14 protein-coding genes are annotated in these 19,879 nt (G+C 37.8%); 1 reads left to right on the top strand and 13 read right to left on the bottom strand.

Annotated features, from left to right (window positions below; genetic code table 11):
* Positions 1-76: 76 nt before the first annotated feature.
* Entirely contained in the window at positions 77-748 is a 672-nt protein-coding gene (locus tag K5Q12_RS01015; RefSeq protein WP_246570422.1) for a ComF family protein, read from the bottom strand.
* Positions 745-2,022, bottom strand: a complete 1,278-nt coding sequence (locus K5Q12_RS01020) for an ATP-dependent helicase ComFA (protein ID WP_220741906.1) — start codon at positions 2,020-2,022, stop codon at positions 745-747. Before K5Q12_RS01020 ends, K5Q12_RS01015 begins: the two co-directional genes overlap by 4 nt.
* A 17-nt stretch (positions 2,023-2,039) precedes the next feature.
* Here K5Q12_RS01020 and K5Q12_RS01025 point away from each other — a divergent pair, with 17 nt between their 5' ends.
* Entirely contained in the window at positions 2,040-2,675 is a 636-nt protein-coding gene (locus K5Q12_RS01025; protein ID WP_220741907.1) for a YigZ family protein, read from the top strand.
* A 138-nt stretch (positions 2,676-2,813) separates the two neighbouring features.
* Here K5Q12_RS01025 and K5Q12_RS01030 read toward each other — a convergent pair whose 3' ends face one another.
* The 11 genes from K5Q12_RS01030 to tpiA all read right to left on the bottom strand — a co-directional run bounded on the left by K5Q12_RS01030 (position 2,814) and on the right by tpiA (position 19,877).
* On the bottom strand, positions 2,814-3,800 hold the full coding sequence (locus K5Q12_RS01030; protein ID WP_220741908.1) for a Ppx/GppA family phosphatase: 987 nt from the start codon (positions 3,798-3,800) through the stop codon (positions 2,814-2,816).
* A gap of 2 nt (positions 3,801-3,802) precedes the next feature.
* Positions 3,803-5,941, bottom strand: a complete 2,139-nt coding sequence (locus tag K5Q12_RS01035; protein ID WP_220741909.1) for an RNA degradosome polyphosphate kinase — start codon at positions 5,939-5,941, stop codon at positions 3,803-3,805.
* Positions 5,941-7,434 carry a Ppx/GppA phosphatase family protein gene (locus K5Q12_RS01040; protein WP_220741910.1) on the bottom strand — a complete coding sequence of 498 codons (1,494 nt, stop codon included), beginning with the start codon at positions 7,432-7,434 and terminating at the stop codon, positions 5,941-5,943. The genes K5Q12_RS01035 and K5Q12_RS01040 overlap by 1 nt, the downstream gene beginning before the upstream one ends.
* Positions 7,435-7,501: 67 nt before the next feature.
* Entirely contained in the window at positions 7,502-7,714 is a 213-nt protein-coding gene (locus K5Q12_RS01045; protein WP_220741911.1) for a DNA-3-methyladenine glycosylase I, read from the bottom strand.
* Between the two features lie 317 nt (positions 7,715-8,031).
* Positions 8,032-9,357 (bottom strand): phosphopyruvate hydratase, encoded by a 1,326-nt coding sequence (gene eno / locus K5Q12_RS01050; protein ID WP_220741912.1) that lies wholly within the window; start codon positions 9,355-9,357, stop codon positions 8,032-8,034.
* A gap of 89 nt (positions 9,358-9,446) precedes the next feature.
* Positions 9,447-10,007 (bottom strand): sigma-70 RNA polymerase sigma factor region 4 domain-containing protein, encoded by a 561-nt coding sequence (locus tag K5Q12_RS01055; RefSeq protein WP_220741913.1) that lies wholly within the window; start codon positions 10,005-10,007, stop codon positions 9,447-9,449.
* Positions 10,008-10,053: 46 nt separating this feature from the next.
* Positions 10,054-10,815, bottom strand: coding sequence for a 23S rRNA (guanosine(2251)-2'-O)-methyltransferase RlmB (gene rlmB / locus K5Q12_RS01060; RefSeq protein ID WP_220741914.1), 762 nt, complete (start codon positions 10,813-10,815; stop codon positions 10,054-10,056).
* Positions 10,815-11,222 (bottom strand): Mini-ribonuclease 3, encoded by a 408-nt coding sequence (locus K5Q12_RS01065; RefSeq protein ID WP_220741915.1) that lies wholly within the window; start codon positions 11,220-11,222, stop codon positions 10,815-10,817. The genes rlmB and K5Q12_RS01065 overlap by 1 nt, the downstream gene beginning before the upstream one ends.
* Positions 11,223-11,400: 178 nt before the next feature.
* On the bottom strand, positions 11,401-15,063 hold the full coding sequence (gene rpoC / locus K5Q12_RS01070) for a DNA-directed RNA polymerase subunit beta' (protein ID WP_220741916.1): 3,663 nt from the start codon (positions 15,061-15,063) through the stop codon (positions 11,401-11,403).
* 153 nt (positions 15,064-15,216) lie between these two features.
* A complete protein-coding gene (rpoB, locus tag K5Q12_RS01075) occupies positions 15,217-18,825 on the bottom strand; it encodes a DNA-directed RNA polymerase subunit beta (protein WP_220741917.1) in 3,609 nt (1,202 codons plus the stop codon).
* A gap of 239 nt (positions 18,826-19,064) precedes the next feature.
* Positions 19,065-19,877, bottom strand: coding sequence for a triose-phosphate isomerase (gene tpiA / locus K5Q12_RS01080; RefSeq protein WP_220741918.1), 813 nt, complete (start codon positions 19,875-19,877; stop codon positions 19,065-19,067).
* Positions 19,878-19,879 lie beyond the last annotated feature (2 nt).

A 19,879-nucleotide genomic window follows, 5' to 3' on the forward strand; every position in this document is an offset into this window, starting at 1 on the left:
ATTCCTCCATTGAGTTACTACACTTATTATAGCATAAGTGTAAGCGTTTTCTGTAAAAAAATTCATTTTTTCATATTTAACGCGCTAATGAACAACTTTTCACATTTTTAGCGCCAGCTTGATATAATATATCAGCAGCATGATACAATGTCATGCCTGTTGTATAAACGTCATCAACTAAAGTAATGTCTTTCCCTATAACAGCAGTTTTGTTTTCAATCATGAAAAATTGTTCTCGGTTTAATCGATCATATCGGCTAAACTTTGATTGACGTTGTTTACTACTCTTAATGGTAACTAATAAATCAGTTAACCTAACATTCTCAAATAACCCTATTGTTTGATTAAATCCTCTAGTCATTAGTGTATGGTAGCTCACTGGAATCGGTACCACCATATCAGTGTCACGACTTTTAACTAGGTCTTTTAACTTCCGATTAAACACATGCCGTATTGCATATTCGCCATAAAATTTGTAACGTTGCATAAATAATTTCATAGCATCATTATACTGGTAGAGTGCACGATGTTGAAGTAACCGTTTGCCATCTATTTGCCAGCGAACACAATCAGTACATAATTGATTATTTCCTTGATGTCGTCCACAACCTTTACAACTTGTAAATATTGCGGCAAACTGATTATTGCAATCATCACATATTGGTCGTTCTAGTACTTTTTTTAAACCAAGTACCTGTAATAAAGTATCTGATTCATATTTTTTTGTCTGACATAGTAAACAAATCATAATTGATTCTTTAACATTCTCCCCTTTTTATTCATAGATTTTATTTGGCGTTGTGCAGCGAGAATTTTAAAATTAATATGTTGTACATAAGCTTGAACTAACCCTGTTGGCCGCTCTTTACTTCGGCCAACTCTACCAGCAATTTGAACTAATGCATTTTCAGTAAATGTATCCTCTTCAGCACCAAATATAATGACATCAATTCCTGGAAAAGTGACACCTCTCTCTAAAATAGTTGTTGTTACTAAATATTGAATGTTTTCTTGACGCATACTTTCTACTTTTTCTTGCCTTAAATCATCTGATGCCGACACAAAGTCACCTTTCATTTCTGGAATATGCGATTTAATAACTTTGCATAATGTTTTAGTATCAGCAACTTTTGGGACAAAAATCAAAAAACGTTGCTGATTTTTATAAAATGTCTGTAACTGTTTTAAACATTTAGTTGGTAATTTTTTACGCCAATCATTAATCGTTTTTGTTACAATTTCCGGTAAGAGATTCTGATGAAACCTTAAAGGTAAGTAAGAAGTTGCTATAAGCCCTGCGTTACTTTTTTTTCGCAATTTTTTTGTAGGTGTTGCCGTTAAATAAATAAGTGTACTCAATTGTTTTCTGGCTTTCTCTACACCATATTCGAGCATCTGATTACCTGCATATGGAAAGCTATCAACTTCATCAATAATCATTAAATCAAATGCTGCTCTGAAATTAAGCATTTGATGCGTTGTTGCTAAAACTAGTGGGGTATATTGATACGCTTCGTTTTGATCACCGTATAGTACTGCTAAATCGGTGTTCATAAACGCCTCCTGAATTCTAGGAGCTAATTCGACGATAACATCCACTCTTGGTGATACGATGGCAACTCGCTTGGATTGTTTAAGCGCCATATAAATTAAAGGAAACATCATCTCTGTTTTGCCAGCACCAGTAACTGCCCACACAAGATGTTCCCCGTTTTTGGAAAACGTTTTTAATAATGCATTACTTACTCGGTTTTGTTGTTTAGTTAATTGGCCTTTCCATGTGAGTTCCACTTGATTGCTAAAATGATTTGGTTCTGGTAAAGATAACATGACATCTAAGGAGCTAACACGTCCTAAAATAAAACATGCTTTACAATAAAACTGTTGATTAGGTAAAATATAATGATTTATTTGACCACAGCGCTGACAAACATCATTAATAAAGCATGGCCTAATTTTAAGGCCAGCTGTAATAGCATCAATCTTAGGTACTACAATTTGCCGTCCATAATATCTATCCATAATGTATAATACGTTACATGAATAAATACATCACAATTGCACCACTAACTTATCGTTGGGAAGAAACTATCAAAAAATCGCGTTTCATCTTAAATATCTCTCGCATTGAATCAGAAAGTGATGCACATAATTTTATCAATCAAATTACTAAGCAACATCACAAGGCCAACCACAATGTTTTCGCTTATGTTTTAGGAGAAAAAAGTGAAATTCAGCGCTATTCCGATAACGGTGAACCAAGTGGGACAGCCGGTGTCCCTATGTTAGAAGTTATTCAGAAAAATGAACTACGCAATGTTGTAGCTGTAATAACGCGTTATTTTGGCGGTATTAAATTAGGTGCTGGTGGTTTGATTCGTGCCTATGCTAGTACCACAGCAAAAGGCATTGAACAAGCAGGGCTAGTCAATCGGTTACTGCAACAAAAAATTACTATTACGATTGACTATAAGTATGCTGACTCATTGATTTATTGGTTAACTGTCAATAAATATACACTATCAGAAATCAGTTATGATACTGCAGTCCATATCATTGTTCCTATTGAGAAGGACAAAGTGACTGACGTGCGTGCAACATTGACTGACCGATTTTCAAACCAACTTACTTTTATTATTGGTGATGAAACATTTTTTGAAATTCCACTAAAATAAGCTATAATATAATAGTTATGATTCGCTAGTGTAATGGATCGCACGCAAGATTCCGGTTCTTGAAATCCGGGTTCGACTCCCGGGTGAATCATAAAAAAGTAGTAAGACTAATAGTCTTACTACTTTTTTATTTTTATATTAAGATATATCTTCTGTATCAACTGTCATAGATGCAGGTTCAGGTGAAATAACCTCATGACCAGTATGTGAAGTAATTTGTTCAAACAAAAATCCTTCACGCAAACCACTTTGAGAAAAAATAACTTGACGACTCTCAGTGTACAATAATAACTCAATTAAAGGTAATAAACCACCTATAATGATGTCTCCACGTTCTTTGGCTAACCCTGGTACTTTCTTTCGTTGATCAAGATTTTTAGACAAGATATCTTGAAAAATTGATGATATATCATCAATTTTTAAATGATAGCCATGAATTGGCATATCTTGGACTTTTTCTTGTTTACGACTAATCTTAGCTAAGGTACGATTACTACCCCCTAGTGCAACAATAGGTAAGTTAATAGCTTCTCGAAGCCAAGCAATATCTCCAAATAACTGTCGCATCCCCATAATAGCCTTGAATAACGAACGCGCAGTTATTAGATCAGGTTCTAAATATCGCTCTGTAATATTGACAGCACCCACAGGTAAACTGACAGCATGGATTGGTTTTTTATTACGAACCAATATGATCTCTGAAGAGGCACCACCTGTGTCTAATATAAGTGCATCACGAATAGGAAATGTATTGATTACACCGACATAGTCAAAGTACGCCTCTTCTTCACCTGACAAAATTCGCAATTCAAAACCCATTGTTTTTTTAAAATCTAACAAAAAAGCCTTCTGATTACTGGCCTGTCGTACTGCAGCTGTTGCAACTGCATGAACATGTAGCTTCTTTTGATCGTATGCTTTTAATGCTTCTTTAAATTTTTCTAGTGCCGACAATGTACGTTTAATTGATTCAGGTTGAAGAACTTTATCTTTTCCCATACCAGCAGACAATCTAACCATTTCCTGAAAACGTGCTAACACATCGTAAGAACCATCAGAATGATATCGACTAACTGTCATGCGCACAGAGTTAGAGCCTAAATCAATTACTGAAATTATTGTCATATTTATGCCTCATTTTCATCATTAATAAATGGATTATTTAGTGGTTCAAATCGCTGAGTCATTTCCATCATTCTAGTTTGACTTTTTACTTGATTTTGTCTCATAATTGCATCTGCTATAAATAATTCTTGTGAATTCACGGCAAGAATACCACGACGATCTTTTTTAATGAACTCACCATTTGGTTGTAGTACACGTGTTTTAACGTTATCTTCCCACATTGTATTGAATATTTCTAATACTTTATCACGTAATAAATCAGATTTCAATGGAAATAGTAATTCTACCCGGCGATCTAAATTCCGAGTCATTAGATCTGCAGATGATAAATAAACTTTAGGATTCCCGTCATTTTCAAAACTATAAACACGACTGTGTTCTAAAAATCGTCCTACTATAGAGTGCACCTCAATACTATCACTTACTTCAGGAATCCCTACTTTTAAAATAGTGATGCCTCTTATAATCAGTGAAACTGGTACGCCAGCATGACTAGCTTCATATAAATGCTTAACCATCCGCTCGTCAGAAAGAGAATTAAACTTCATTTTTATACCAGATGGTTTCCCAGCCTTGGCATTGTTAATTTCTTGATCAATTTGATCATAAATAAACTCACGAATACCGTCAGGCGACATATGTAGTTGGTGAAAGTAACCCGGATCAGAATAACCTGTCAAAATATTAAAAATAGAAGCAACATCTGCACCCAGTTCAGGATCACTCGTCAACAATCCTAAGTCAGTATAGAAGTTAGCTGTCACATCATTATAATTACCTGTCCCTAAATGTACGTAACGGCGTATAGCATCATCTTCACGTCTAACTACTAGGGTCACTTTAGCGTGGGTCTTTAAACCTCGAAGACCGTATACAACATGCACCCCTTGTCTTTCTAATTCTCGCGCCCAGTGTACATTATTTTCTTCATCAAATCTTGCTTTGATCTCAACTAAAACCGTTACCTGTTTACCTAGTTGTGCAGCATCTCCTAGAGCTTTTATTATCGGAGACTTGCCAGAAACACGATACAGCGTCATTTTAATCGCCAAAACTTGATCATCTTTTGCAGCGGTCTGAATAAACTGTAACACTGATTGAAATGAATCGTATGGATGATGTAATAAGTAGTCGTTAGTTCTTATACTATTGAAAATGTTTTCAGGAAACAAATCAGGATTATTATAGCCTTTAAAGTCTGGAAATTTTAACGTATCATTTTTTATGAATTTTAACCAAGAATTTAAAAATGTTAAATCTATTGGTCCGTTAACAAGATATGTCCGTTTCTCGTCAACATGCAATAATTTAATTAATTTAATCATCAAAGCTTTACTAGTTGACCCAGATAAAATTAATCGAATAATTCTACCACGTTCACGTTCTTGCAATTTAGATTGTACTTCTTGCAAGATATTAGGTGTATCTTCATCATCAGCAACATCTAATTCCATATCACGAAGTACGTGAAATACAGTAGATTCTTTAATCGTATAGGCTGGAAAAAGAGAATCCAAAAACATTTGAACAACATCTTCTACTAAGATATATTGACCTGTTTCTGGTAATGGAATGACACGACCCGATGTTTCTGGTACTTGCAAAACCGCTAAATATTTTTCTGTTTTTTCACCTGATTTTTTCAAACGCACACCAATATTAAGTGTATCATTACTCAAGAAAGGGAATGGTCGTGTTGAATCAACTGCCATAGGTGTCAGTACGGGCAATAATTCTTGTTCAAAGAATTGTTTTAAAAATTCAAACTGTCCATTTGATAATTCCTCTGCTTTAAGTAATTCATATCCCTCACGCTTTAATGCTGGTAGCAAACTACGTGTCCATACTTGATACTGATCTTTAATTTGTTTTCCTGAGATTTTTGAAACTTCACTTAGTTGCTTTTCTGGTGTTAAACCTGCCGCATCAATCTTGTCATGCCCTAACATGACTTGTTGTTGTAAACTCGCAACTCTTACCATGAACCATTCATCCATGTTTTTTTGTGTAATGGATAAAAAGTTTGCTCGTTCTAACAAAGGATTATGAGTATCACGAGCCTCTTCCAGTACACGATCATTAAATGCTAACCAACTCACTTCTCTATTAACATAGTACTTCGGTAACTTGAAATCCACCATCAGATCCTCTTTCCCTTTCTCTTTAATATAATTGGTAAACCAAACACGTTTTCAAAAAAGTTTGCTTTTTTGGCAAATACAAACATTTCTAATTGTAGATTAGCCGCTGTTTGAGCTGTAACTACAATTTCTTTTTGTCCAATAGATACTGACAACTTTTCAATTTTCTGTAGACGACTATCATCTAAAGCATCTGCTAGACGTAAAATAGACACTAACTTAGCTATACGTATGCGTTGTTTAGGTGAGAAATCTTGTGTTGATCGTAAGTCGCTATCTGGAGTTTCAGCACTATGATACCTTGCAATCATGGCAATCATATGTTGTTCACTTGTAGATAAACCGTGTAAATCTATTCCAGAGATGACTTCCTCAGAATATTGGTAATGTCGTTGAGAATTAATAAAACTACCGACATCATGTATTAACGCAGCCACGCCTAATAATAATCTATCTCTTTTGGTAAGATTATGGATACGCTTTAATCGATCAAACAACTGATTGGCATAAAGCAATACAATTTCGCAATGATTTTCTTCAACCATGTATCGCTCAGCTATTCCCCTAGCAGCTGTAATAATATCGTTTTCATCTCGGTTTCCTTGAACAATTAAGCCATCCAGTACTGTTAAATCGCCAATTTGAACATTGTTTACTCCAACGGCTGTCATAACATTCATAAGCAATAGCATTTCAGTTAAAGCAAAAGGAACGTCATTAAGATGTACATCATATTTTTCAATAACGGCTTGATCATTTAAAAATGATAGATTATCGATAACAGTTTGAACTTCTTGTTTTTCAACGTTTACCCAATGTTTGCTATCCTGTAAAAAAACATTTTGTGCTGTTTCAGCACCAAGTAAGACTAATTTATCGATTCGATTAAACGGTGGTAGCATGTGCCAAAAGTCTGCTAGTTTACTATTAATAAATTCACTTGCTAAAGCTGTTTCTTCGGTTACTTCAAGTGACATCTCATGTATAGTTTTTGCTAAACGTACTGGTCCAACAGAAGAATGTTGAGAAAATTTAAAATAACCATGTTCAAAATATCCTAAATCAATTCTAGTAGAACTCATCCCTAAAACAAGCACATTTTCATCTGCCATGCACGATTCATTGCCACTTTGCGATTGCCTAAAAGCTAATTGACGAAAATAACTCTCCTGATTGCCGTTAAGCCAGTTTATCTGTAATCCTGTTACACTTTCTAACTGATCTGCAAAATAAACCGCATTATTCATTTCAGACAATGTTTCACTACCAAATAATTTCACTTCCGTTACACCATAGTCACGAATCAGTTGCTGAAAACGTTGAATTTGTTCTAATGCACGATTCATAATATCGCTAGAAAATACCGGTGCATTAATATCACTTTCAGTAAACTCTTTACTAACATTCTCAATCGGTTTACCCGATGTCAAATTGACGATTTGCAATGATGCAGTATTTGAATTTAATAAAATAACACCCTCGAATTTTGCCATGTTCACCCTCTAAATTTTATATATTTAGTTTATCACATGCACTTTTCATTTTGTAAAGAAATCGCTATCAGATAATGTTCTTAAAACTACATGTCATTTCATGATCATTAATTACACCAATGGCTTGTAAATAAGAATATATAATAACTGGTCCAACAAACTGAAAGCCCAATGCTTTCATTTGTTTTGAAATTTCCTGTGACAATCGTGTCTGAGTTGGCACATCAGAAGGTGAATTTATTGTATGGTTAATAATTTCATATTTTGTGAATTTCCACATATAATCGGCCTTCCCCACTCGCAATCATGATAATTTTTCATTAATTGTGAGGCTTTCCCTTCAGCCCATAAGCATCTTTTTAATTGTTTTTCAACCATTTGAATAACCTTCTTAAAGGATCTTTAACTCTAGTTTTATCATCACGCGTCTCCCAATAAATAACATGCGCTAAACTGAACAGTAATAATATACTAATTAGTCGTTTATAAATCATATTCGTAATTATCCAATCCAACTGATTTGTGTTTTATTTTACCACTGACGTGTAATTTTCAGCACAAAAAAACACACGCTAGTGTGCTTTTTAAAAATATCAATTATTTGGCTTGGACAGCTTCGCGAGCAGCAGCTGACAAGTTGTAGAATGAGTGGATTCCCTTGTATTGTGCTGTTGTGTCCAACAATTCTTCGATACGGATCAATTGGTTGTACTTAGCGATACGATCAGTACGTGACAATGAACCTGTCTTGATTTGGCCAGCGTTTGTCGCAACAACCAAGTCAGAGATTGTCGTGTCTTCTGTTTCACCTGAACGGTGTGACACAATCGCTGTGTAACCAGCTTCCTTAGCCATTTCAATAGCTTCGAAAGTTTCTGTCAAAGTACCAATTTGGTTAACCTTGATCAAGATTGAGTTTGCGGCACCCATGTTGATACCCTTTTGTAGGTATTGTGTGTTAGTAACGAAGAAGTCATCACCAACCAATTGGACCTTCTTACCCAATTCAGCAGTGATTGTTGCCCAATCTTCCCATTCGTTTTCATCGATAGGATCTTCAATTGAGATAATTGGGTAACGGTCTGCCAAGTCTTCAAGGTACTTGATAAATTCAGGTGTCGTGAATTCTTCACCTGTTGACCAACGCAACTTGTAAGTCTTTGTTGCAGCGTCATACAATTCTGAAGAAGCAACATCGACAGCGATTGCGATGTCCTTACCAGGCTTGTAACCAGCAGCTTCGATCGCACGGATCAAGTACTTCAATGGTTCTTCGTTGTCAGCAAAATCAGGGGCGAAGCCACCTTCATCACCAACTGAAGTGGCCTTACCGTCAGCTTCCAACAACTTCTTCAAAGCATGGAAAGTTTCGGCACCGTAACGAATAGCTTCCTTAACTGTTGGTGCACCAACAGGCATAATCATGAATTCTTGGAAGTCAACCTTGTTGGCTGAGTGTGCACCACCGTTGATAACATTCATCATTGGTGTTGGCAAAACATATGAGTTTGCCCCACCCAAGTATGAGAACAAAGGCACACCTAATTCGTCAGCGGCAGCACGGGCAGCAGCGATTGACACAGCCAAGATGGCGTTTGCACCCAACTTACCCTTGTTTTCTGTACCGTCGAGTTCGATCATTGCTTGATCGATTGCACGTTGGTCAGTGACATCAAACTTACCAACCAAAGCCTTAGCGATAGCATCGTTAACATTGGCAACGGCCTTTGTTGTTCCCTTGCCACCGAAGCGTGACTTGTCGCCATCACGCAATTCAACGGCTTCGTGTTCACCAGTTGAGGCACCTGAAGGTACCATACCGCGACCGAAACCACCTAATTCTGTGATAACTTCCGCTTCAAGTGTAGGGTTTCCACGTGAGTCAAGGACTTCACGTGCGATAATATCTGTGATTAAAGACATTTGTCTATTTCTCCTTTGGTTTTTGGTTCTATAACATGTATATTATATCACAGACTGAGAACTTATATATACATAGAACCATAATTATTTCAGTATGTACTATTTATCGCTGATCGAATGGATTTTTTTAAACGATACTGCATTTGTTCCAAGCGACGGCTTGATTTGATATTTTTAATGTGTTCAACACCTAAAAAATGTCTTATTGCCTGACAAAATTCAGGAGTTCTTGCAACTTCTGTCTGCTGCAACAGTTCTCGTAAGATATACAATTCTTCAGGATTATAAGTATCAGTTCCTTGTTCAAAATGATAACCATAGTCTTCAGAATTATCTGACAGTAAATTTTTTTCAAAATCTGCTTTTGCTGTGTAATACGATCTTACTAAATCAGTAGCATGATTTGACAGTGCAGATATAAAGTACGTTGAAAACTTTGCCCTGGGATTGTCTGTATCAAATTTGTTAACACATTTGATAAGCACATTGAGTCCGTCTGAATACCACTCATCTGCAGTCATTCTACTACTAACTTTTCGTCGATGTATATCAAATACCGCTCCCTTTAAATGTTTAATTAAAACATCATATGCAACATCGTGTCCTTTTTGTGCTGCACGTACAACTGAAACTAATCTATCTTTTGCCAAATTAATATCCTCATTATACTAATCGGTAAAATCAATTACCTATTAATTATAATGGGTTGCGTGAATTATATCCTTGATAAATCAATAAACTTGCCGCCACACTAGCATTAAGACTTTGAACATGCCCGATCATTGGGATAGTTAACATGCTATCCACTTTCTTTTTGAGTAACGGTGATATTCCCTTACCCTCATTGCCAATAACTAATGCTGTAGCACCTTTAGCATCCCAATGCCGATAGTCCTCACCAGACATGTCAGTCCCAAATACCCATACTCCACGGTCTTTAAGTTCACCAACAAGATTAACTAAGTTAGTAACTCGGGCCACAGGAATATGCTCAATTGCACCAGTTGAAATTTTAGCAACAGTAGCTGTCAGCTGAACTGCCCTTCTTTTTGGAATGATAATGCCGTGAACACCAGCTGCATCAGCTGTTCTTAAAATGGATCCTAAATTATGTGGATCCTCGATACCATCTAAAATCAAAAAAAATGGTGCTTCATTATGTTTTTCAGCATTTTCGAACAACTCATCAATCGTCGCATAATTATAAGCTGCCACACTTAATACAACGCCTTGGTGATTACCACCGTCTGTTAATTCATCCAACTTTGATTTAGGTGCTTGTTGAATTACTAGACCACGTTTTTTTGCTAATTGCGTCACTTCATTTCTTATTTTATCTTGTAGTCCAGTCTGCAACCAAACCTTATTGATTTCTTGTGTGCCTTTAAGCGATTCGACACCGGCATAGTGTCCATATACAAATTCAGATTGATGCGTTTCTACTTGTTCACGTTTCATTATTGACCTGTTCTCCCGGTTTCTACCTGTTCAAAAATCCATAACATTAATTGATGAATACGATCATGTTGCTCCGATAAATATAAATAACCAAAAAGTGATTCTATACCTGTGGATATTCTATATGTGACAACATCTGTATTCTTTGCCTTGGTATGAGATTTAGCATTGCGACCTCTTTTAAAATAACTCAATTCTTGTTCTGTTAACAATTGTTCTTGTGTCATATTAGAAAAAAGTGCAGCATGTGCTTTAGCCGAAACATAGGCTTTACTCCGTTTTTGTAACATGTTTACTTTAGTTAACCCTAATGACAATAAGTGTTGACGAACTTCAAGTTCATATATTGCATCACCGATATAAGCCAACGATAACCCATTCATTTGTTCATATTCTAATTTATTCATAGTTCTATTATACGCAAGTTTATTAGTTCGCGTATTAGTTTATCAATGTTCTGCAGAACTTTTTTAGTTTATATGAATGAACATCATTACGCTATTAATTTGCCCTAATTGGTTTTTTATTTGTCTTAATTGGGAAAATAAAAAAAGCTATTTACTTACATCGTAAATAGCTTTTATATTATTCTTCAAATGTTCTGGCAACATCATCCAATTTTGGTATATCAGATGTTACATCATTTTCAGTATCAGGTTGTGCAATTACATCGCCAACCACTTTACTTTTAATCTTACGGTACTCAGCCATACCAGTACCAGCAGGAATAATCTTACCAATAATTACATTTTCCTTTAGTCCAACTAACGGATCATTCTTACCGCGTATCGCAGCATCTGTCAATACACGTGTTGTTTCTTGGAATGAAGCAGCAGACAAGAATGAATTAGTTTCCAAGGCAGCCTTAGTAATACCTAGCAAAACAGGTCGTGCTGTAGCAGGTACAAGTCCATCAAAGAGTGCTGGCTCATTTGCACGCTGGAAATCAGCAATATCCATAAGCATACCTGGTAAGAGCTTAGTTTCACCAGGATCCATAACACGTACTTTACGTAACATTTGACGAATCATAACTTCAATATGTTTATCAGACACTTCAATACCTTGCAAACGATAAACTTTTTGTATTTCTGTTAACATGTATGATTCTGTCGTTAATGTATCCGTAACAGCTAGCAATTCTTTAGGATCAATAGGTCCTTCATTAATTGCATCACCTCGTTTAATATCATCACCTTCAGCAAAACGCATACGTGCTGCTAATGGTAGAGTATAAGTACGTGTGTCAGTCTCACCTTCAATTGTCACAGCTTTTGTACGTTCAGCTGGATTTTCTTCAATAGAAACCACTGTTCCTGTGACTTCAGAAATTTCTGCACGTCCCTTAGGAATACGAGCTTCAACAATTTCTTGAACACGAGGCAAACCTTGCGTAATATCGTTTCCGCCGGCAACACCACCTGTGTGGAAGTTACGCATAGTCAATTGTGTACCAGGTTCACCAATTGATTGTGCAGCAACAGTTCCTACAGCTTCACCAACTTCAACTTCTTCTCCAGTCGCTAAGTTACGACCGTAATCAAGAACTGAAACACCATGCTCGGTTGTTGATGTAAATACCGAACGAATAGTTACTTCTTCAATACCAGCAGCAACAATTGCTTTAGCAACATCTTCATCAATCATTTCATTACGCGAAACTAACTTATCACCCGTTTCTGGATTAAAGACTGATTTCATTGCGTAACGACCCAAGATACGATCGTACAATGGTTCAACAACAGATGTACCATCCATGATTGCTTTAACAGCAACACCACGGTCTGAGTTATTGTTCCATTCGCGAACAATAACATCTTGCGCAACATCAACCAATCGACGTGTCAAATAACCTGAGTTGGCGGTCTTCAACGCTGTATCTGACATCCCCTTACGCGCTCCGTGAGTAGAAATAAACATTTCCATCACAGTTAAGCCTTCACGGAAGTTGGCAGTAACCGGCAATTCGATAATCTTACCACCAGGACCAGCCATCAAGCCACGCATACCAGCTAATTGAACGAAGTTCGAAATGTTACCACGCGCACCTGAATCTTGCATCATGAAGATTGGGTTTGTTGGTTCAAAAGATTCAATCAACTTGTCTTGGATCACATCCTTTGCCTTTGTCCAAATTTCTGTCACACGTTGATAACGTTCTTCGTCTGTAATCAACCCACGACGGAATTGTTTTGTAACAGTCGCAACTTGTTTGTGAGCATCCTCCAAGATGGCTGGCTTCTCTGTTAATTCAGTCACATCATTCATCGAAACTGTTAGTCCAGATTCTGTTGACTTAGCATAACCAAGATCCTTCATTCTGTCCAAAAGTAGAGATGTTTCAGTCACTTTATAACGCTTATAAACTTCTGCAATTATGTCTGATAAGAACCCTTTTTTGAATGAACCTACAACTGCTGTCTCAGCCAAATGTTCATTGATATTTTCTCCAAAATCAATGAAGAATTTATCATCAACACCTTTGAAGTTGTCTTCAGAAGGTTCATTAATATATGGAAAATCCGTAGGTAATATTTCGTTAAAAATTAACTTACCGACAGACGTAATCAAAATTTTTGATCTTTGTTTTTCAGTAAATGGTTTTTCTGATGGGAAAGATGATGTTTGAATACCAATACGTGTATGATAATGTACAACTTTGCTTGCAAAGGCAATTTGCGCTTCTTCTACTGAAGAGAAAATCATCCCTTCGCCCTCACGCTTTGCTTCTTCGGTTGTCAAATAATAGTTTCCAATCACCATATCCTGAGATGGTGCAACGATTGGCTTACCATCTTTCGGTGCCAAAATGTGCCCAGCGGCAAGCATCAACAAACGTGCTTCAGCTTGTGCTTCATCAGACAATGGCACGTGAATGGCCATCTGATCACCATCGAAATCGGCGTTATAGGCTTCAGTAACCAATGGGTGCAAACGCATGGCCTTCCCAGATACCAAAACAGGTTCAAAGGCTTGAATTCCTAAACGGTGCAACGTAGGAGCGCGGTTCAAAAGAACTGGATGTTCCTTGATTACATCTTCCAATACGTCCATCACATCTTCATCAGCCTTGTCAATTTTGCGCTTAGCAGACTTGACATTACCGGCCAACTTACGTGTTGTCAGTTCTTTCATGATGAATGGGCGGAACAATTCAATTGCCATTGGACGTGGCAAGCCCATTTGGTTCATCTTTAAGAATGGCCCAACATCGATAACAGAACGTCCTGAATAGTCGACACGCTTACCCAACAAGTTTTGACGGAATCGTCCTTGCTTACCCTTCAACATATGTGAAAGTGATTTCAATGGGCGATTTCCTGGTCCAGCCACTGGACGTCCACGACGACCATTATCAATCAATGCATCAACGGCTTCTTGTAACATACGTTTTTCATTTTGAACGATGATACCTGGTGCATTCAAATCTAACAAACGCTTCAAACGATTATTACGATTAATAACACGACGATACAAATCATTCAAATCAGAAGTAGCAAAACGGCCGCCTTCTAATTGAACCATGGGACGCAAGTCAGGTGGAATAATTGGAATAACATCCATAACCATCCATTCAGGCTTGTTAGCTGATTGCAAGAAAGCTTCAATAATGTCTAAACGGCGAACCGCCCTGACACGTTTTTGACCCGTTGCTTCCTGTAATTCACGTTTCAATTGATCTGCTTCATCAGCTAAATCAACACTTGCGAGCAAATCTTTAATTGCTTCAGCACCCATGCCAGCCTTAAAACTAGCACCATATTCACGTTTTAATTCTCGGTACTCACGCTCTGTTAACAACTGTTTTTTCTCAACTGGCGCATCACCAGGTTCAATAACAGTGTATGAAGCAAAATAAATAATTTCTTCCAATGACCGTGGTGACATGTCTAAGACAAGTCCCATACGAGAAGGAATACCCTTGAAGTACCAAATATGCGTTACAGGCGCAGCCAATTCGATGTGACCCATTCGTTCACGGCGAACTTTTGATGATGTTACTTCAACACCACAACGGTCACAAACAATTCCTTTATATCGGATTCGTTTGTATTTACCACAGGCACATTCATAATCCTTTGTAGGTCCGAAGATGCGTTCATCGAACAAACCGTCTTTTTCTGGCTTAAGTGTTCGATAATTAATCGTTTCAGGCTTCTTCACTTCACCATAAGACCACGAACGGATCTTATCAGGAGAAGCCAAACCGATTTGCATGCTTTCGAACTTATTAACATCGATTGCCATCTATTTGCTGTTACCTTTCGTTATTTATTAAATCCAACATGTTAACAATGTTGGCACGCTTGCTATAGGCTATTCTTACTTCCTCTGAGTGAAAAATTAAAAACACCCTATAACAAACGTGCTAGCTTTGCTACACGTTGTTTTGATTTGTGTTTAGTTACTTTGCTCTGGTGTTTCTCTAGATTCAACCTTAGAGAAAGCAGCCGCAACTTCATCGTCTTCTTTGTTTAATAGGTCTGGATTAGTACGAACTAACTTTTCTAATGCATCAACAGGCAAAATTGAATCGTCTTCATCCATTTGGCGCAATTCCACTTCGTCACCCGCATTATCCAAGACTTGCATATCTAAGCCAAGTGCTTGCAATTCTTTTACAAGCACACGGAATGACTCAGGTACACCTGGACGTGGAATTGGTTCACCCTTAATGATTGATTCATAAACCTTAACACGACCAGCAACATCATCTGACTTATAAGTCAAAATTTCTTGCAATGTGTACGCCGCACCATAAGCTTCAAGCGCCCAAACTTCCATTTCACCGAAACGCTGACCACCGAATTGGGCTTTACCACCCAAAGGCTGTTGTGTAACTAATGAGTAAGGACCGATTGAACGTGCATGAATTTTATCATCGACCATGTGTGCAAGTTTCATGTAATGCATCACACCAACACCGACACGCTTATCAAAAGCTTCACCTGTACGACCATCATAAACAACAGACTTACCATCTTTTGGCAAACCAGCTTCACGTAAAGCAGCCTCAATTTCGTCATCACTTGCACCGTCAAAGACTGGTGAAGCAACATGAATACCAAGCTCTTTAGCAGCTAATCCTAGATGTAATTCAAGAACCTGCCCAATGTTCATACGTGAAGGCACACCCATAGGTGACAACAAAATATCAATCGGTGTACCGTCTGGCATATATGGCATGTCTTCTTCTGGAACAACAACGGAAACTGTTCCCTTGTTACCGTGACGACCGGCCATCTTATCACCAACTTGAATCTTACGCTTTTGAGCGATGTACACACGAACCATCATGTTAACACCTGGCGCTAATTCATCCCCATTTTCAGGTGTATAAATACGGACATTTTGCACAACGCCGCCACCACCATGAGGTACACGTAGTGATGTGTCTCGTACTTCACGAGCTTTTTCACCAAAAATGGCATGTAATAAACGTTCTTCAGCTGATAATTCTGTCACACCCTTAGGTGTTACTTTACCAACCAAAATATCGCCATCATGAACTTCTGCACCAACACGAATAATACCATCAGCATCCAAATCCTTTAACTGATCTTCACCAGTATTAGGGATTTCGCGAGTCATTTCTTCCGGTCCAAGTTTTGTATCACGAGCCTCAGAATCGTACTCCTCAATATGAATTGACGTATACACATCTTCACGAACCAAACGTTCATTCAAAACAATGGCATCTTCGAAGTTGTACCCTTGCCAAGTCATAAAGGCAATTAATGGATTTTGTCCCAGAGCTAGCTCACCATTTTCCATAGACGGACCATCCGCCAATACTGCATCAGCTTCAACATGTTCCCCTTCACTAACAATTGGTTTTTGGTTATAGTTTTTACCACCGTTAGAACGACGGAACTTCATAAGTTCATAAGTATCAAGTTGACCATCTTCACGACGCACACGAATTTGACGCCCATCAACATATTCAACAACACCAGCCGCACGAGAGATCATTGCAACACCAGAATCGTGAGCAGCCTTATATTCGATACCTGTACCAACAAGTGGTGCATGTGGGTCAAGCAAAGGTACAGCCTGACGTTGCATGTTGGCACCCATCAAGGCACGGTTAGAATCATCATTTTCTAAGAAAGGAATTGCTGCTGTACCAACAGAAACAACTTGCTTAGGCGAAACGTCCATGTAATCAATGCGATCTATTGGTGTTTCGATGTTTTCTTCACCAAAACGTGCCATAACTGTATTATGAACGAAACTACCATCATCATTTAATGGTGAGTTAGCTTGTGCGACAATATAGTTGTCTTCTTCATCAGCAGTTAAATAGTCGATTTTGTCAGTAACCATATGGGTTGTCCAATCAACACGACGATACGGTGTCTCAATGAAGCCATACTTGTTAATGCGACCATATGTAGCTAACGAGTTAATCAGACCAATGTTTGGACCTTCTGGCGTTTCGATTGGATCAATTCGACCATAGTGTGTATAGTGAACATCTCGCACTTCAACACCAGCACGATCACGTGTCAAACCACCAGGTCCAAGGGCTGAAAGACGACGCTTGTGGTTCATTTCACCCAATGGATTTGTTTGGTCCATGAACTGTGAAAGTTGTGATGAACCAAAGAATTCTTTAACAGCTGCCACAACAGGTCGAATGTTGATTAATTGTTGTGGTGTAACTGTATTGGCATCCTGAATTGACATGCGTTCACGAACAACACGCTCCATACGTGTTAAACCGATACGGAATTGGTTTTGTAGCAACTCACCAACAGAGCGAATACGACGATTACCAAGATGATCGATATCATCAACATTTCCGATGCCTTCTTGTAAGTTCAAGAAGTAGTTCATACCAGCTAAGATATCTGCTGGACGTACTGTACGATCGGTTTCATCAATATGTCCATTACCAATTAATAGTAATGTCTTTTCAGGATTTTCTGGTGATTCAATTTTAATCTTTTGAAGTGTTACAGGTTCTTCAAGAACAGCATCACCAGATGGTGTGTATGTCGTTGTCTTAAAGTCTTCACGATCAAGGAATGGACTTAACTTAGACATTACTGTTTTATCTACCAAAGTACCTTTTTCAGCAATAACTTCACCTGAATCAGGATCTGCTAATGTTTCAGCTAAAGTTTGGTTAAGTAAACGTGTCTTTAATGATAGCTTTTTATTAATCTTATAACGACCAACTGAAGCTAAATCATAACGCTTTGGATCAAAGAAGCGAGCAACCAACAATGCTCGAGATGAATCAGCTGTCTTAGGTTCCCCTGGACGCAATCGTTCGTAAACGTCTTTCAAAGCTTCTTCAACACGTGAATCAGACATGTCTTTATGAACATCTTTTTCCAAAGTCATGTTTAAAGCGTCATATTGGTCAGAGAAAATATCGAGAATGTCTGAATCAGATCCAAACCCAAGGGCACGAACCAATTCTGTCATCAATAACTTTCTCGTGCGATCGATACGAACGTTTGCAATTCCTTTAGCATCAGTTTCGTATTCTAACCAAGCACCACGATTAGGAATAACCGTTGTTCCATAGCGTGGGCGACCATTTTTATCATTTTCTTGGTTATAGTAAATACCAGGAGAACGTACTAATTGTGAAACAATAACACGTTCAGCACCATTAATGATAAATGTGCCTTGCTCGGTCATCAATGGAAAATCACCAAAAAATACATCTTGGGACTTGATTTCACCTGTTTCATGATTTGTTAATCGTAACGTCACATGCAATGGCGCTGAATAATTGGCATCGTGTTCACGGGCCTCATCAATATTATATTTTGGTTCCATCAATTGATAATCAACGTATTCCAAAGATAGTGTTCCTTGGAAATCATCGATTGGCATGATATCACCAAACATCTCTTTTATACCTTCATCTAAGAACCATTGATATGATGCCGTTTGAATTTCTATTAAGTTAGGCACATCAAGAACTTCTTTGATGCTAGCGTATGAACGACGGGTACGGTGCTTACCGTACTTAACTAAATGTCCTGCCACATTTATCACCTCGTTTGTTTTTTGCTGCGTTTTGTTGTTACAATTTGGTTACAAAAACAACTTTAATATCGTTTTCGTTGCCGCATAGGCACAAAAAAAGCAATCGCCGCTGTTTCCGCAGACAACGTTTGCTTCAATATAAAGGTATTGCGGACAATATTTCGCAAATTTCCGTATTTATTCACAGTACTACTATACACAATTATACGTTTTTTGTTGTTAATTTGCAAGTTAAAAACTCAAACATGATCAATGTCAAAGTTTGGCACTGACGGATCTTTGGCAATCTCGACCAATTGTAGAAACTTGTCAGGATCAAGCGCTGCTGTCCCAACTAGTACACCATCTATGTCTTCTTGAGACATAATTTCACGTGCATTATTGGGTGTTACAGAACCACCGTACAAAATACGTACTTGTTCTGCAATAACTGGCGAATACAACTTAGCTAATGTTTGACGAATTAAGTACGCTGCTTTTTGAGCTTGATCAGCACTTGCTGCCTCCCCAGAGCCAATTGCCCAAGTCGGTTCATAAGCAATAGTTACTTTTCGAATTTGATCAACCGATACGCCCGCCAGAGCTGCTGAAACTTGTGCTACAGAAGGTTGCGCATCCATAAACTGAGCATAAGTACTCATATCTTCGTCAACATCAATAATTGGTCGTAACCCATTTCTCAGTGCAGCAGTGACTTTTAAATTAACAGTTGAATCTGTTTCATTAAAAAACTTGCGACGTTCAAAATGCCCAATTAGCACATATTTAGCACCGACATCTTTTAACGCCTTTGGAGAAGTTTCACCTGTATACGCACCATTGTCTTCCCAATGAACATTCTCAGCAACAATATGAATCGGTGAATCCGCTGTTGCACGAACCATATCTGCTAAAAACAAATCTTGTGCTGCAATACCTGTTTCCACGACTTTTTCGCCAGGTACTTTCTCGTTAACTTTTTCAAGAAAGTCCATAACATCACTTTGTAACTTATTAATTTTCCAATTAGCAACAACAAATGGAATGCGTCGCTCTTTATGAATTTTTGACATGA

The sequence above is a fragment of the Leuconostoc palmae genome (assembly GCF_019656075.1).
Classification (GTDB): Bacteria; Bacillota; Bacilli; order Lactobacillales; family Lactobacillaceae; genus Leuconostoc; species Leuconostoc palmae.